General features: G+C 64.2%; 14 protein-coding genes. 1 reads left to right on the plus strand and 13 read right to left on the minus strand.

Going from position 1 to position 15,042, the window contains the following annotated elements; all coding sequences use genetic code 11:
* Positions 1-100: 100 nt before the first annotated feature.
* Positions 101-307 carry a DUF4346 domain-containing protein gene (locus LQ220_RS21535; RefSeq protein ID WP_230190160.1) on the plus strand — a complete coding sequence of 69 codons (207 nt, stop codon included), beginning with the start codon at positions 101-103 and terminating at the stop codon, positions 305-307.
* Positions 308-311: 4 nt separating this feature from the next.
* Here the strand turns inward: LQ220_RS21535 and LQ220_RS21540 are convergent, their stop codons facing one another.
* Genes LQ220_RS21540 through traC form a run of 13 tightly spaced genes read right to left on the minus strand, consistent with a single transcriptional unit; the run spans position 312 to position 15,036 of the window.
* A complete protein-coding gene (locus LQ220_RS21540; RefSeq protein WP_230190161.1) occupies positions 312-3,407 on the minus strand; it encodes a conjugal transfer protein TraG N-terminal domain-containing protein in 3,096 nt (1,031 codons plus the stop codon).
* A 13-nt stretch (positions 3,408-3,420) separates the two neighbouring features.
* Positions 3,421-4,899: a conjugal transfer protein TraH gene (locus LQ220_RS21545; protein ID WP_230190162.1), complete on the minus strand. Its 1,479-nt coding sequence runs from the start codon at positions 4,897-4,899 to the stop codon at positions 3,421-3,423.
* Positions 4,899-5,720 (minus strand): conjugal transfer protein TraF, encoded by an 822-nt coding sequence (traF, locus tag LQ220_RS21550; RefSeq protein WP_230190163.1) that lies wholly within the window; start codon positions 5,718-5,720, stop codon positions 4,899-4,901. Before traF ends, LQ220_RS21545 begins: the two co-directional genes overlap by 1 nt.
* A complete protein-coding gene (locus LQ220_RS21555) occupies positions 5,720-6,109 on the minus strand; it encodes a hypothetical protein (RefSeq protein WP_230190164.1) in 390 nt (129 codons plus the stop codon). The genes traF and LQ220_RS21555 overlap by 1 nt, the downstream gene beginning before the upstream one ends.
* A 10-nt stretch (positions 6,110-6,119) precedes the next feature.
* The gene (locus tag LQ220_RS21560; RefSeq protein ID WP_230190165.1) at positions 6,120-8,261 is read right to left on the minus strand and encodes a conjugal transfer protein TraN; all 2,142 of its coding nucleotides are present in this window, start codon (positions 8,259-8,261) and stop codon (positions 6,120-6,122) included.
* A 1-nt stretch (position 8,262) separates the two neighbouring features.
* Positions 8,263-9,021 (minus strand): type-F conjugative transfer system pilin assembly protein TrbC, encoded by a 759-nt coding sequence (gene trbC, locus LQ220_RS21565; RefSeq protein ID WP_230190166.1) that lies wholly within the window; start codon positions 9,019-9,021, stop codon positions 8,263-8,265.
* A 14-nt stretch (positions 9,022-9,035) separates the two neighbouring features.
* Complete coding sequence (gene traU / locus LQ220_RS21570) at positions 9,036-10,058, minus strand: conjugal transfer pilus assembly protein TraU (RefSeq protein ID WP_230190167.1); 1,023 nt, start codon at positions 10,056-10,058, stop codon at positions 9,036-9,038.
* Entirely contained in the window at positions 10,055-10,321 is a 267-nt protein-coding gene (locus LQ220_RS21575) for a hypothetical protein (RefSeq protein WP_230190168.1), read from the minus strand. The genes traU and LQ220_RS21575 overlap by 4 nt, the downstream gene beginning before the upstream one ends.
* Positions 10,318-10,992, minus strand: coding sequence for a type-F conjugative transfer system protein TraW (gene traW, locus LQ220_RS21580; protein WP_230190169.1), 675 nt, complete (start codon positions 10,990-10,992; stop codon positions 10,318-10,320). Before traW ends, LQ220_RS21575 begins: the two co-directional genes overlap by 4 nt.
* Complete coding sequence (locus tag LQ220_RS21585) at positions 10,989-11,477, minus strand: S26 family signal peptidase (RefSeq protein ID WP_230190170.1); 489 nt, start codon at positions 11,475-11,477, stop codon at positions 10,989-10,991. The genes traW and LQ220_RS21585 overlap by 4 nt, the downstream gene beginning before the upstream one ends.
* Positions 11,478-11,490: 13 nt before the next feature.
* Complete coding sequence (locus LQ220_RS21590; protein ID WP_019054095.1) at positions 11,491-12,093, minus strand: type-F conjugative transfer system protein TrbI; 603 nt, start codon at positions 12,091-12,093, stop codon at positions 11,491-11,493.
* On the minus strand, positions 12,080-12,433 hold the full coding sequence (locus tag LQ220_RS21595; protein WP_230190171.1) for a hypothetical protein: 354 nt from the start codon (positions 12,431-12,433) through the stop codon (positions 12,080-12,082). The genes LQ220_RS21590 and LQ220_RS21595 overlap by 14 nt, the downstream gene beginning before the upstream one ends.
* Entirely contained in the window at positions 12,430-15,036 is a 2,607-nt protein-coding gene (traC, locus tag LQ220_RS21600) for a type IV secretion system protein TraC (protein ID WP_230190172.1), read from the minus strand. Before traC ends, LQ220_RS21595 begins: the two co-directional genes overlap by 4 nt.
* Between the last annotated feature and the right edge of the window lie 6 nt (positions 15,037-15,042).

The raw sequence follows: 15,042 nt of genomic DNA on the forward strand, positions 1-15,042 counted from the left end.
GGAGGTTTTGAGAGGGTGCGGGAGGTTTTCCCTTATTCTGGCAGATCATTGAAATTCCTGCGTGAACCGGGTATGGATTTGCCAGCGCAAGGAGCCCGCCATGGACCACAATCATTACGGACTGGATGGTTTGCCGATCAGCGTGAAAGGCATTGATTGCGACCCGGTTACAGGTGAGCGCTTGCCGGGACCAGTCAACTCGCAACCCCACGGAGAATTCGCTCTCGAGCCATATTCGATAGCTTTCGTCGTCTTGGCGACCGCCTTCTTGGCGTTCTTTGTTATCGAGGGCAAACTGCTGGGGTAGTCGATTATCCTTTCCGCTTCGCTACATGCAGATGGTCATTGGAAGGGTTATCCGGGAACCTTTCAAAATCGACCGCATAGTTCGGGCCTAGACGCTCGCGCACGCGTTCTGCCCACTGTTCGCCCTGTTGATCAGAGATGTTGTTTCCACGGAAGTCGAGCGCGCGATTGGCATAGTGTGCCGAGCCGGAGACGTGTTGGGTACTGTCATTTCCCGAGGTGACCAAGGGCCGAGGTAGCCCGAGCGCCCTCGCTTCTTCCGCCACCACGCCCATGGCCGGAACTAGATCGCCGTCCATCCGACCGAGCCGCGCACCGGTTTTCACGCCCATTCCCAATTCGCGCGCCAGCCTGGCACCGTCCACCGGGCCGTCGGGGGCGACAAGCAGCGTTCCCCCTTCCAGGGGCGAGGCCGCGAGCGGCGGCGAGCGATCGGCGGGCGGAAGCGCTGAGCTTTCCGGCATTCCGAGATCGGCATTGCTTCCAAGCTTGCCCTGCCCGGCGATTGCAATCACATCGCCCAGTTCATCGATCCGGCGGTTCCTGAGGTCGCTCATCAGGTCATCCATGATGTAGCTGATCGCCTGATCGCGGCGCGCCATGTCGCGGTAATCGAGACGCGGGTTGGCGATGTCAGGCAAGTGCCATTCAGGATGCTCGCGTTGCAGCGCCTCGTAGCGATCCTGGATCAGATTCGACATATCGCTCGAAACCTGGAACCCGTGGCTCTCGGCATAGCTCGCTTCGCTCATCATCCGGCTGCCGATCTCGCGATAGCGCGCGGCGGCGGAACGGCGTTCCTCGGCCTCGGATATTCGCCAGTCGGTGCCTTCGCTGTTGGTTCGGCTCTGGCTGGCATCGGTGTACTCGGAGTTCTGGCTGAACGTGCCCGAAGACTGGACGTCGCCGCTGTTGCCACTGACCACAACCCGGCTGCTGACATCTTCGGACTTATCGGTGCCCCGCGTAACCTGGTTTGTTGCCGAACGTTCGCTGCTAACTCGTGAATCTTCGCCCCATTCCTTTCGTCCGTATCCATTGATGCCGAGCGAGCCCGATAGTCCAGCACCTTTCGAACGGCCGCCGCCATCTCCTTTGGTGCCTGCGTTTGGGGCGGATTCATCTCCGCTGCCTGCTCCTGGAGTTGAGCCTCCGAGGCGCGCACCGAGACCGAGAGAGTATCCAAAGGTGCGATTTTCGAAGTCCGAATTGGAACGGCTGTTGCCCTGCCTCAGGATCAGATCGTCATTGGTCACCTCCCGGGTCGATTTGCCGGTCGAGCCTTCGACCATGACGTTGCCGCCGACATTGTGCGTGTCGGAAGAACGCGATCCGCGTTCGCTGCGAGACCCGGTCCCTTCGCTGCTGGCGGCGACCGCGCTGCCGAAGGTTCCGCGCGTACTGCTCCAGCTCGCCGAAGTGCCGTTCTCGATCCGGTTGGCCTCGTTCATGTACCACTGGCCCTGGTTGCGCATGTCGCTGGCATAGCCCCGGGTCATCGATGCCTTGAACGGCAGCTGGGAAATCGCCCAGCTGGTGTCGATCACGCGCGCGCCGCTGCCGTACTCATGGACCATGGCACCGTCGTCACTCCGGAAGCCCATGTGCCCGGCGCCAACGGCGAGGTTGGGCGCCTGGTTCCACTGCGCCATCTGGCGGTTGTTGGCATTGAGATTGCCATGGCTGACATCACCGAAGGCATAGTTGCCGGTGGTCCGCTCGAGCGCGGCCGCATCCGCCCCGCCCTGCGCGGGGGCGAGCATCGAGCCCATGTTGGAGGCGACCGACATGGTGCCGCGCATCACCATGAGCGCAAGCACTGGCACCGACATCATCAGGAACCCCGCCATGGTGGCGACGTCCTGATTGACGGCATCGATCCCGGCCCAGTTCACAAGGCTCACCCCGCCCGCCGCCGCCGCATTGGTCTGCGCTGCGAGGCGGTCCATGATGAACATGTGAATGAGGACGTAGATTGGTCCCCAGGCGGCAAGGTAGAAGAAACCGGCAAAATAGCCCTTGAGCGTCGCGATACCGCTGCGCGGAAACAGCAGCAACGGGAAGACGATCGGAAACAGCGCGTAGAACACTACCGTCAGCACGACATTGAGCACCGGGATCCAGATCAGCCCCTGCTCGGCCGTGGTGGTCATCGCGTTGCGGGTCTGGGCGTCGGCGCGCTGGAGCGCGAAGGAATCGCTGTCGGCATTGCCGAAGTCGAGCTGGGCGGCCTCGAAAGCATCGACCATGCTCTTCTGCTTGAAGAACTGGTTTCGGGTCATGGCGCTGCCGGTGAGCAGCTGCGAGACCACCGGCACATCGGCGGCGAGCTTGGCACCGGCGGCAGCCTGGGTGAGCTTGGGGTACATCGAATGGGCGAACGGCAGCGCATAGGCATTGATCTCGGTGTCCCACTGCGCATCGATCAGGCCCCAGGCCTCGGCGCAGGTCTTGCCCTCAATATCGACCGTCCCGCCCCCGGTATCGGTCAGATACTTCATGCCGCGATTGGTGGCGGCACCCACCCCAAGGTCGGCCCAGAGATCGGTCGACTCGCTGAGCAGCTTCAAGCTCTTGGTGCCGAGCAGGATGTCGTAATAAGCGCACTGCTTGAGGTAGCCGTCCAGGTTGGCCTTGAACACGGGATTGCGGATCTCGAACCCGCGCACCTTGTCCCACATCCGCGCACCGTAGACGAAGCCGCCATTGGAATAGTTCAAGGCCGCCGGCATGACGAACACCGTCTCGGCAGTGCGGGTAAAGTAGTCGCTCACCTGGCTGGTGAACGAGGCCATGACGCCGAGCCCGATCGGTACATTGGCGATAGTTGCGGGCGCGAGGCCCGGATTGATGCGGTCGGTGACCTTGATCGTGACCGTCGGCACCATGAGCACGAGGTAGATCAATGTCGACTGGATGAACCAGCGGAACCAGGCGCGCCAGTCGAGGTCCATTGCAGTGATGAGGAGCGCGTAGATCAGCCCCATCACCATGACGACCCGGATCAGCGACTTGAACCCGCCCGAGCCGGTCCAGGCGGCGATGGCGTTGAAGGTATTGACGAGATAGTCGCCGCCGCCGACCGTAAAGACCTCGAGCATGCGCCAGCGCCCCTTACTGGACCTGTTGGTTCAAGGTGCGCGAGAAGCGCAGCGCCGCCGACATCTGCGGGCTCAATTGCGTGCGCAGGGTCTTCTCCAGCATCTGTGTGCGCTGGATCAGCGCAAAGGTCTGGTCGAACCGGTCAGAGGTGCGCGCCGCGATCCCGAGGAAGTTGCGGCGGGTTTCGTAAAGCCCCTCACGCCATTCGCGCAAGCTATCCGCGTCCGCCCCGTTGAAGTCGGACCGCGAATTGATCGCCATGTCGATGAAGCGCATGGTCATGGTGGTGACCAGATCGACCGCGACGATTTCGGAAAGGACGTTGATCTCCTGGGCAGAGATCCCGAATTCGGCGGCCGCGCTCACGGTGATGATCTTGTAGACCGGCACACTCGCCATGCCGAGCAGCTGGACCTCGCCCGTCGTCAGCGAGGCTCCGGGGTCGCGCACCTTGAGGGCCATGGACTCGATGAGCGCGCGCACCTTGGTCTTGATCGCCGCGTTGGGCCCGATCACCATGTCGATCTCGCTGGGGCTCATGCACTTGGTGGTATCCGAGCCGCAGCTCCAGACCTTGTGCGGCGTCGATGACGTGCCATCGAGCATGGCACTGATTAGCGCGCTATCGGCCGGGCCAATGAACTGGACGCGCGGTTTGCCTCCGGTGCCATTGGGGTCATAGATTACCGTGCCGACAAGCGTCATCAGGAACTCGCGGAACTGGGCATCGAACCCGCCGTATTTCTTGCCCAATGCCTCCCAGGTGTAATTGTTGGGCATCCCGGCCTGTTCCTTCATGTCCGGGTCGGAGTTGGCGCCCTTCAAGGCCTCGCGCTGGCCGCCGTTATTGCATTGCTGGCGCGCCTTGGCCCAGTCGGCGACCGCGCCCTGGCTGTTGGCGATCGCCTCGCAGATCACCGAGGAGGCGGTGTCGGAAGTCGGCCATAGCCCGCCAACCAGCGCCTGCGCGGTCTCGCAGCTCGAGATGTTCATCTGGTTCATTTGCTGCACCTTCTGGGCAAGCTCATCCATGACCTTGCCGATCTCGGGCGAGATCGTGTCGATCGCGAGCTTGAAGGCGAAGCCGAGCGCGTTGTTGGCGGTGGCCTTGAGCATGGCCACGAGTTCGGCGGTGTTGATGAACGAAAACGAGCCGGCGAACAGGTCGATGCCGCCGCAGCCGGCGCGGGCATGCGGCAGCTGTATGTTGAAGGGCTGGATGTTCTTTTGCGGAAACCGCGACCAGACCGCCCCGCCCGAATAATAGCCCGCTGACTGGCCCTGGTAGGCGCTGGGGCCCGTGACGTTCCCCTGCACGCCCATCTCGGACATGAAGTTCTGCATCTCGCCCTCGACCCCGGCAAGTGCCGGGGCCGGCGAGGCGAGCACGATCGAGCCGGCGAGCAGGGACCCGAGCATCCGCGTCGAGACTCCGGCAAACCGGGGCCGAAGCTTGATTGCGCAGCGGTGGGAGGAACGAGAATTGCGCATCAGTAGTCACTCCCGGCGGCAACCTGGGTCAGCTGGAACACCCGGTCCATGATCTCGTCCTGGCTGAGGATGCCGTAGCCGATCGGCATGGGCTGCTTGGTCACGCTGTCGAACAGGACGAGCGCGGGCACTTGCCGGTCGGTGCCCATGCCCAGGCGCTCGTATTGACCGGTATCGACCATGTAGCCGGGGAAGACCGCCGAAGGGCCGCCGTCCATCGAGACGGCGAGCACCGAGAACCCGTATTTGTCGCTGACGGCTTTGAGGATCGGCGAGAAGATGTCGCAGGCTCCGCAGCTCGAGGCGTAGAAGTAGAACACCCCGTAGCGCTGCGAGAGCTGGGCCATGACCAGGTCGCGATCGCCCTTGCGCTGGTCAATCCACGCGCGCTTGCCGAGCGTCGAAACCGGGCGCTGCAATGTGTAGTCGAGCCCTGGATCCTGCCACAGTGCGCGCTGCCAGACGTCGGCGAACATCGAGGAACGATCGAGTTGCTCGCGCTGGAAGCGGACATAGGCAGTGACGTTCTCGGGGCTCGGCTCGAGGATCGCGCGCGCCTTCAGCTCCTCGAGACTGGAGCTGATCGCGGCCAAACGATCCCGCGCGGACGCTTGCGGTACGGCAGTGGTCCGCGGCGTCTGCTTCGGCTTTTCGCAGTAGAACCAGGTGCCGAGCCTGCGCTCCTTGCAATACAGCGCGTCTTCCTGCTGTTCGACTTCAACGCCGTCGCCGTTCCGGTCAGCCGCAATCGCCAGAGTGGTGGGTGCTGCCAGCAGAGCGGCCAACACCGCGAGCGATATTCGTTGACGCTGGAGCATCATCAGGACCTTTCGAATTCTTCGACGCAGCACTTGTGAACGGCGGCATCCGAGTGTGCCGGGCCGCCAGCCAACATGCGCATGTAGGCGACATGGCAGCTGCGCATGATCTTGATCCCCGCGCTCCTGATCGCGTAAACTCCCTCGGTGTGGCGCGCCCAGCCCAGCCCGGCCACCACGTGCAGCGTTCGCTTGAGGCCACCGGGAGGAAGCGGCGCGTCAAGCCAGGTTGATACCTCGCGTGCGACCTCGGCAGAGGTCGAAGGTCCGCGGCGGCACAAAGCCAAGACGACGAAGAATTCGGACAGGGTCATGTTGGGCCAAAGCAGGTTGCCGCCGACCTCAAACGCACGCACGTCGCCGGGAGGCTGCTTCTCGAATGTTTTGGTCATGACGATCTCCTCACGGCTTGTGCGCGGCGTAATAGTCGGCGATTTTCTGCTGGATCTGGACGAGGGCTGCGGCTTCGTCGGGGAGCTTCGCGGCTTCCATGAAGTCGGCGTAGACCTCGGAAAAATCCATCGCGGCAAGATCGAGCTGCTGGAACTCGAAAATCGAGAAGCCTTCGCAGGTTTCGGTCTTGGGCTTGCCCCAGGGCTTGCCGATCTGCGGGCGGCCCTGCTCCTGGAGGATGCGGCTGATCTTCGACTGGAAGCAGCAGTAGACGTCCTTCTTGGTGACGCAGATGCCAAGAAAGCTCGATGAGCAATAAGTGCCGACTTTGTGGCAGAGCCCGGCATCGTCCTTTTCGTCGAGCAGCTTCTCGGCCGAGGAGCACAACCAGGGGGTCAGGAGCGGAATGCCCTTGCCCGAACAGCAGTTCGACAGCCCGAAGACCTTGTGCGAGCAGCTCTCTCGCGTGCCGCGAAACAGCGTGAGGGCGGCTTCATCGAACTCGGCATTGGCCTGGCCAAGCGCGTTCAGGGCAACGACAGCATCCTTGAACTCGTCGGAAGCCTCGCGCTCAACGGCCTCGCATTCGCCGTTGACGCAGTAGACGTCGCCGCCGCAAATATACTGGGTAGGTTCCTGGACCGTGCTCGGGATCGGGCAGGTGTAGACGCGCTCGAGCACGTCGCAGGCGCCATCGCTGCGTGGCGGATCGTCGAGGCATATTTCGCGGGTTTGCGAGCAGCCTGCCGTGGCCTCGAGCGTCCCGCAATCGTTACCGCCGCCGACCACGGTCTGGCATTGGTAGGTCTTGGTCATTTCCCAGCAGGGCCGGGTGACTGCCACGCCGCTGATGACCCGCGTCTCGTTTACCGCAGTGCATTGCTCGCTGGCATAGGTGCACGAGCCAAGGTCGATGGCGCAGGCGTTGTCGGTCCAGGTCTCGACGAACCATTTCGAGATCGAGCTTTCCGCCGTCATCCCCGCAACATTTGCGGTGCAGACGTAGACTTCCTCGGGCACGGCGGGCTCAAGGCAATAGAGCGAGCCGCCGCCGAAAGGATCGCCGATGAAGTCCCAGGTCTTGCAAAGTGAGCGCTCAGCTAGGCCAGCAGCGGTGGCGCTGGTGGCCGTGCAACTGGCATTCGAGCCAATCGACCCGCATTGCTGGAGGCCAGTCAGATATTGCAGCGGCGTGCCGGTGATGGGATCGAAGGTCAGGGCAGCAGCGATCCCCTCGCGGTTGCAGCGATAGACATTGCTCACGACCTGAAATGCGTCCGCAGGCGGCGGCTTTGGCAGCGTGCCCATGAGGTAGGCGCCCGGATCGCTGACCGGGCTGTCGCAGTCGTAATAATCGACCGTCAGGCCATATTCGGGTACCGGATAGCTCGCGGTCTTGTGGCACATGGCATTGCCGGCGAGCGATGCGCAGCCATCGAAACCGGCAGCTGTAACGCAAAGATACTGGTAAAGGGTGTCGTTCCATTCAGCGACTGCCACGCTGCGGGTGCAGGTCCGTGGCTGCTCCACCACGCTTGAACCCACATGACAGGTCCATTCGGCGGTATTGGCTGTGCCCGAGCCCGGCGGCAGCGGCGTGCAGGATCCGGTCGAACCATCGGCGCTCATGCCGTCCAGATAGGCGTTCGGATCGGCCTCGATTGCTGTGGCGCGAGAAAGATCGCCGCGGGTGATATCGACCGTCGGCCGCGTTGTGGAATTGGCGGTCTGGTAGGCCTCGCTGTTCCAGCCCGCCACCGCGCCATCGCTCTGCATGGCTTCGGAGTTGGTGTAATAGCTCGTCTGGCCCGGATAGGTGTCCTGATAGCCTGGAATCTGCCCGGCTGCGCCCGGAGCCTGGGTCAGTCCTTCGTAGGCTCCGCGCAGCGTGCTTCCAAGCCCACGCGCCTCGGCCTTGGCCTCGTCCGCCGTCATGGTCACAGGCGCGGAAGGGGGCGGCGGTGCGGGCGGCGCGATGCCAGGGTCGATCGCGGACGGCAGGACAGGCAGATTTTCAATCAGGTCGTCGGGCGGCGGGATATAGACCTGTGCGTTTGCTGTCCCGCCAATAAGGCCAAGCACCGCGCCGAGGAGCAGTATTGCTGGCGTGAGCCGGGACCAGGCCCGCCGAGGGAGGGAGCGTGCGCGCATATCAGTCCCGCTTGCGCAAGTTGGCGAGCGCGACGCCGGCGACACCGGCACCGGGACCGCGCGCCGAAGCAAAGCTCTCGAGTGCGTATTCGACCGTGACGTTGCCCGCCATGCGGTCATGGTCAGGGGCTGCGCTCGAACAATCGAACCCGTCGCACAGCTCGTATGCGCGGCCCGTCACCACGAAGGTCGGCGCAGCGGTGACCTTGAAGGCGCGAAACAGCCGCGGGTCGATCGCGATGTGGGCTTCCTGCGCCTGATCGGTGACCACGCGCTTCAAACCTTCGACAAAGGCCTTGGTGCTGCCGTGCGGAAATCCCCGAAACACGACCACACCCCCGGCCTTTGTCGTGTCGCGGATCAGGGCACTCAGGCTTGCCTGCGGCATCGACAGGCTGGCAAAGACCGTGAACAGCGGCCCCTCGCCCATGGGTGCGCGCGTGTTGGCGGCAGCGCCGCTCAGCAGTTCGTCGAAGTCCACTGGCCCCGCCGGACCCTTGGGTAGACTGGCGGGATCGAGTTCGGAAACCGCCTTCAGGCCTTCATCCCTCAGTTCTTCGGCCTCGGCCCGGTGTGCCTCGCCCCTGCCCGCCACTTCGTGGACGAAGGCTTGCGCCTCCTTCACTTGCTCGGTCCCGCGCGCCTTGATCGCGCCGAGATCGAGGTCGCCGACTGTCTGGGCTAGCGCCGCCGAGACTGCGGCAAGTGCAAGGAAGCCCGCCATACCGGCAAGCGTGGGCCGGGGCAGCTTCCGGATCATGGCGCGCGCGCTCCTCACAGCATGCAACAGTTGCGCTTGCGCCAGACGAGGTAGCCAAAGTCCTCGCCCTTCACCGGGAAGGACTTGCCGGTGTGCGGAATGATCGTGGTCGCGCCGATGGGTGCGCAGGCGTAGCGGCCCTTCACTGTCGAGATGGGATTGGTCATCTGCAGCCGGTATTGCTGCTTGCGCATCACCGGCATCAGGTACTTGTGGCACAGCGCCTTCGAACCCATCGTCCCCCATGCCAGCGCCTGGCGGTGAACCTTGTAGAGCATGCGTTCCGCGACGAGCCGCGAGGCCTGGACCGGGGTCACATGGGCCGGGACATGGCCGTTCAGCGGATACATCGAGCCGTTGCAGCCCGCGCACCAGAACATCTGGTCGATCGGCAGCTTCGCGGTGGAAGCCACGCAATCAGCGGCGCAAGCCGCCGCGGCAATCGGGTTGGCGAAGAGCGCGACTTCAGGATTGAGGATCGAGGTCAGCGCCGAATCCTGCCACAGCGGATCGAGCTCTGTCACATAGGCAACGTCGAAGGTGGTTTGCTCGAAACAGAGGAAATCGGTGAGGATCTCCATCCAGTAGAGCAGCGGGTAGATGTAGTAGTGCGACTGCCACTGCGAGCTGTTCTGGGTCTTACCGCCGACCTGGCTGCGCCCCTGGACATGGCCGTTGCCGATATCGAAGCCCGGGTTGAGGCTGATCCCGCCAAGATTGGGGAAGCACCAGGCCTTGTTGGTCACATCGATCAGCCGCACTGGCTCCCAGAAGCCGACCGAGATGCCGATGCGCGGAATGGGCGAGCCGCAGGCACAGAGCGGAAAGGTCGGGTTCTTGGGATCGGGCCGCGAGCCCTTCCAGATCGAGAGGCCGCCGATCGACAGCGGAAACAGGCACGACCAGCAGACATCGGTGATCGGATTGACGAACTTGCCGTGGCAGGTGACCGATGCCGCGCGCGCGGGGCTTGGGCCTGCGAAGGCCATGGCCAGGACGGCGAGCGTCATGACGAAGATATGACGCAGCGCCTTCATGCCCCCTCCCCTCGCGCAAAGTCCTCGTCCGCGCGGATCTTGGCGCGGAAGTAGAACAAGCCATGGATCGGCGCGGCGAGGCACAGTGCTGCCGCGACCAGCGCACCTTTCGGGCCAAGCAGCGCGAGGAGCACTTGCAGCCCGAGCACCGCGCCCGCGAGGCTGGCGCAGAGCGCCATCCAGACAAGCCGCATGATCCTGAGCCCGCGCGTTTCGGGTGCAGCCTGCGGGGTCAGCATGGCGATGAGCAGAGGGTGCTTCATGTCGCCGGCCCTCCCCTGGGACCTGGCGCGGCTCGCACCAGCGGGATCTCAGCAACTTTGAGCGCGTCACCGGACTGGCTCACCACCGCCGGCGTGTGGCGGATGCCGAAGCGGGCGACGAGCATGCCGCCCTGGTCGAAATAGAGCCGGCGCTGGCGGGGCTTCATCTCATCGAAGGGCGAGCCCGAGACAAAGACAATCTTGGCCTTGAGATCGCTCCAGCTGCGCAGCGCCCAGTCTACTTCGGCGGCATTGTTTCCGTCGACGAACACCAGGTCCTGGCGCAGTTGCACCAAACCCAGCGGATTGACCTTGGTGCCGCGCGCGGCGATCAGGTTGCCCTTGGTGTCATGAATGTCGTCTTCGGTGACCACCGAGGGATCGAACAGCCATTCGCGCCGCACTGTCGCTGCCGAGAGCCCTTCGACCGGTTTGGGCCGCCGAACGCTGGCTACCGCCTGGTTTTGCATCTGGCGCTGGAGCGCCGCGATCCCGCCCGAGGCCTCGAGCGCGCGCAGCTTAGCCTCGATCGTGGTCAGAAGATCGGTCTCGATGATCGGAAAGGTATCGCCCATCTGACCGTGATCGGCGGCCTGCAAATGTGCGGCGATCGGCCATCCGGTCATGGCAGCAAGGCAGGCGCCGAGGGCGAAGAGGCGGGCCCTGGTCACAGGATCGCGTCCCCGGTGCCGATGATGCGGGCCCGGCAGACAAAACCGATGTCGGCATAACGGCTGTCGAGACCGTCACTATGCGCCGTGCCAAGGTAGTAGCAGTGTTCCGGGATTCGCCCGGTGGGGCCCGGGACGAGCACCTCGCCGCGCCTGGTACGAGGTTTGAGCCGGGCAACTTCCGCCCCGTTGATCAAGACCGCATTGCCCTCGCGGGTGACGAGATCGCCGGGCATGCCGTAAACCCGCTTGGCGAACGGCGGCGATTTTGGCCCGAAATGCGCGGTGATGATCGGGGTAACTGGCGGCGTGAACACGACAAAATCGCCCCGCTGAGGTCGGCGGTGCTTGTCGATGAAGAACGCCCAGTTGGGCAGCGATTCGGTGGTATTGATCAGGATTGCGTGCTCGTCCCGCCACGCGGCCAGCGCCGAGCTGCCCGCCAGCAGGCAGGCTAGCCCGCCAATAGCGAGCCAGCGGTGCAATTGCCGCCTGGGCTCAGTAACCGGGGCCACGGCCCTGCCCCCCTGCCTGCGCGGCTTGCGGCGCAGCTGGCCCCGCCATCGCCGAGCGCATCGCGCCCATCACATCGTTCACAGCCTGGTTGGGATTGGGTGCGGCCGGCTGTGGCATGCGGACCTTGGTGTAGACTTCTTTGCGCAGGCTCGCGGTGATGTCGGGAACATTGCCGGCGAGCACCGCCTCACCGACCAGCACGATCTGGCCTCGCTGCCCACGCGCCTCGAGGTTGCGCTGGATTTCGGCCATGAAAGCCCGGGTCTCGGCGGTGACCTGCTCGGGCGGCGTTGCCGAGCGTGCCTGGGCCTGGACATATTCGCCGACTATGCCTGAGAGCTGGACCCGCGTGATTGGCGGTATCGCCTCATCGGCCAGCAGGTTCTTGGTGACCCAGGCGCCCCAGAGGCCTGCGGCAACGAGGCCGCCAACCAGCGCCACCGGCATCCAGCCCATCCTGCGCGGCGGCGCGGTAGGGCTGACATCGGCTTGACCTGCGGGGGTCTGCAGCCCAGACTTGTCCTCGAACAGGGGGCCGTCGCCGGCCGCTGCCGCATCACCGGATGCGAGCCTATTCCTGGCCATCGGCCTTCTCCTTTATCTGGTTCACAAGATCGGTGAGCGCGCGGCGACGGAAAAAGCCCACGACGACAAACAGCCCTGCGCTCCACGCCCAGAACAGTGCGCGGAACCCATCCTGGCGTTCGGCCCCGGCGGCGACGTAGCGCGCGGCCAGGTTGCTGAGATGAAGCATGGTGCCCGCGAAAGTGAACTGGCCGAGCACCGCGAAGAATGCCGCCCAGAGGCCGATCACACAGGCCGCAGTGACGGTCAGCCATCCCGAAAGGCGCAGTGCGGCATAGCAGGCGTCCTGGAACCTGCTCGGGGCTGGCCTTGGCAGGCGGCCAGGCGCGCTCATGCTCATTCGGCGGCTGCCATGAATTCGCCCTCATGAAAATCGGGCGCACCGGGCGCGGGCGGCACAAAATCGGGAAAGGCGACGCGCTCGATCGCGTCGGGCAGCGCCATGCCGCCCTTCACCAGTTCTTCGATCTTCGAGAACACGCGCGGGCTCGAAGAATAGAGCGTCGCCGAATAGGGATCGAGCACCAGGCGTCCGACCGCGAGCGTCTCTGGCCCCTTGATCAGCACGTCGGAGTATTCGGTGCCGCTCCGCTTCAGCGAACGCAGCAGGGTTTCGGTATAACGGTCCATCTCGAAGCGCTGGTGCTTGGCAAGGTCGCTCACCGTCTCTTCCTTCTGCTGGAGCACGACTGACCAGTCGGAATTCTCGAGCGCGGCGAGCGACCCTTCGGACTTGTAGAAGTCATTGAGCGACTGCGTCGCGGTGATGAGCGAGCCGCCATATTTGCGGCAGGTGCGGGCATAGGTCTCGATCGCCTGGCCCATCTGTCCGCCGCCCAGGAGCTGCCAGGCCTCGTCGATCATTGTGAGCTTGGGCACCGAGCGGTCGAGATCGCGCATGACCCGCAATGTGAGGAACATCAGCGCGGTGAGCGCGACCGAGCGCAGCTCGGGTTTCGAGGACAGGTCCGACAGCTCGAACACCGTGAGCCCGGCGGAAAGGTCGATCGAACAGGCACCTTCAAAGAAGCGGCCGTAAGTCCCGCCAGTAAGGAACGGCGCCATGGCATCGGCAAGGTCGCCGGCGAACGGCGAGGACAGGGCGCGCAAGGCGGCCGCGACATCGTCGATCGTCCCTTCACGCTGTTTGGCCCGCCAGACCGCGCTCACTGCGGAATCGATGAGGCCGCGCTCGGTGTCGGACAGGCGGTCCTGCTGGCGGGCCATCTGGCCGACAATGGCTTTGAGCATCGCGAGGCATTCGACCTCGTAGTCCTCGCCGTCCTCGTCGCTGGTCAGCGCCGCGACGTCGATCATGTCGAAGGGATTGAGCGAGAAGCCCGAGGACAGCTTGAACTCGACAAACGCCCCACCGAAGGCTTTGGCCATATGTTCGAACGAGCGTCCGTCATCGATAACGATGACCTTGGCCCCTGCCCCCGACATCGCCGCGCAGACATCCTGCAGGAACACCGACTTGCCAGAGCCCGACTTGCCGAAGACCGCGACGTTGTGGTTGCCGGCCGCATTCTGGAACGGCGACCAGAAGAAGGGCTGGCCGCGCCTGCCAATGAGCAGCACATGCGGGATGAGCCCGCCCATATGCTCGCCCTGAAGCGGGGCGATCGATGCGGCGGTCGTCGTCAGCATCGTCTTGAAGCGCTTCATTCGCCGCAGGTCCGCCGACAATCCGTTGGGAAACGAGAGCGGCATGGCCGCGAGCAATCCCATGACCTGAAGGTAGCGCTCGTCGATCAGGTCCCACCCGGCCCCCTTGTAGACCGACTTAACCATGCGCTCGTTGATGTCGCCCTTTCCGAGCGGCGAGAGCGCGCCGACGCCGTAGTAGGCCTGACACAACTTGCGGCCCTGACGGATCTGTCCTTGCACGTACTGCCATTCATCGCGCTGCTCGGAGAGCTGGGGGAGGAAGCGCGCCGATCGGCTGTCGGCCAGGCTCGTCGTGCGCATGACCTTGAGCCCGGTGCGCGAGGCGACTGCTTCATCGTCTTGGAAGGACAGACCAAGCACGGTCATGACGTTGCAGCCAAAGCGCAGCTTGTCGTTGACCATGTCGCCGATGATCTTCTGGACGTCCCACGGCGCCCATTGCTTGGGCAGGTGACGCACCGCGAAAAAGCGCCAGTCGAAGGTGTCGGGGACGACCTCGCCGATCACCGGGGCGCCGTCGATCTCCTCGCCGGTGGGGCGGAAGCGCTCGGTCTTGAGCACGATCCGGTCGGGCGTGACCTGGGTTTCGAGGTCGCGGCGGATGCACTGCACGTTGATCGGATCGAGCTCGGAATAGTGTTCGGGCCGATCGGCGTTGTCGACCGAAGGGCAGAGGAAATCGTCGAGGAAGGCGATGAGCTCAACGGGCCCCATATCGCGCGCCAGGATCGAGAGCGCCTGGCAGGTGCCCATCAGGCTGTCGCGCACAGTCGAAAGCATGTCTGCGCCGATCGGGCTTCGCAGCGAAGCGCCCACGCTCAGGATCACCCGATGCGAGCGCACGAAGAAGGGCGCGTCCTTGGAGATCGACATCCACGCCCCGCGCCGCAGCCAGCGCGCGCGGTGCATTGCCGCGCGCCCATAGACGCCCTTGGCAACCACCCGCGGCATGACCCAGTCGGCGATGCGCTCCCCGATCGACGGGCTTTGCCAGTGGATCAGCTGGATCTCGCAGCCCGACGGCACGGCATCGGAGAGGAACTGCGTCAGGATCTCGCCGCTGCGCTCGTCCGCCCCCACCATCGGGGCGAGCTCGAGGATGAAACCGACAGACTCGGTGTTGATGAACATGCGGCTCTTGGCGTCGAAGCTGCGGTATGGGAGCCAGTTCGACAGCATCGGTGCGCCGAGCAACGGGCGCTGCGCCTCGGGATGCGCCGCGTCGCCGAAAATCAGGGTGAGAAAGCTGTCCCAGAAGCTGCGGGCGGCCATGACGGG

Source organism: Sphingobium sp. CECT 9361, assembly GCF_918741285.1.
GTDB lineage: Bacteria > Pseudomonadota > Alphaproteobacteria > Sphingomonadales > Sphingomonadaceae > Sphingobium.

What these genes read in the sequence shown, in the direction of transcription:
- LQ220_RS21535 (WP_230190160.1), top strand. Translation starts at nt 101, where the DNA reads ATGGACCACAATCATTACGGACTGGATGGTTTGCCGATCAGCGTGAAA.
- LQ220_RS21540 (WP_230190161.1), bottom strand. Translation starts at nt 3,407, where the DNA reads ATGCTCGAGGTCTTTACGGTCGGCGGCGGCGACTATCTCGTCAATACC.
- LQ220_RS21545 (WP_230190162.1), bottom strand. Translation starts at nt 4,899, where the DNA reads ATGCGCAATTCTCGTTCCTCCCACCGCTGCGCAATCAAGCTTCGGCCC.
- traF (WP_230190163.1), bottom strand. Translation starts at nt 5,720, where the DNA reads ATGATGCTCCAGCGTCAACGAATATCGCTCGCGGTGTTGGCCGCTCTG.
- LQ220_RS21555 (WP_230190164.1), bottom strand. Translation starts at nt 6,109, where the DNA reads ATGACCAAAACATTCGAGAAGCAGCCTCCCGGCGACGTGCGTGCGTTT.
- LQ220_RS21560 (WP_230190165.1), bottom strand. Translation starts at nt 8,261, where the DNA reads ATGCGCGCACGCTCCCTCCCTCGGCGGGCCTGGTCCCGGCTCACGCCA.
- trbC (WP_230190166.1), bottom strand. Translation starts at nt 9,021, where the DNA reads ATGATCCGGAAGCTGCCCCGGCCCACGCTTGCCGGTATGGCGGGCTTC.
- traU (WP_230190167.1), bottom strand. Translation starts at nt 10,058, where the DNA reads ATGAAGGCGCTGCGTCATATCTTCGTCATGACGCTCGCCGTCCTGGCC.
- LQ220_RS21575 (WP_230190168.1), bottom strand. Translation starts at nt 10,321, where the DNA reads ATGAAGCACCCTCTGCTCATCGCCATGCTGACCCCGCAGGCTGCACCC.
- LQ220_RS21590 (WP_019054095.1), bottom strand. Translation starts at nt 12,093, where the DNA reads ATGGCCAGGAATAGGCTCGCATCCGGTGATGCGGCAGCGGCCGGCGAC.
- LQ220_RS21595 (WP_230190171.1), bottom strand. Translation starts at nt 12,433, where the DNA reads ATGAGCATGAGCGCGCCTGGCCGCCTGCCAAGGCCAGCCCCGAGCAGG.
- traC (WP_230190172.1), bottom strand. Translation starts at nt 15,036, where the DNA reads ATGGCCGCCCGCAGCTTCTGGGACAGCTTTCTCACCCTGATTTTCGGC.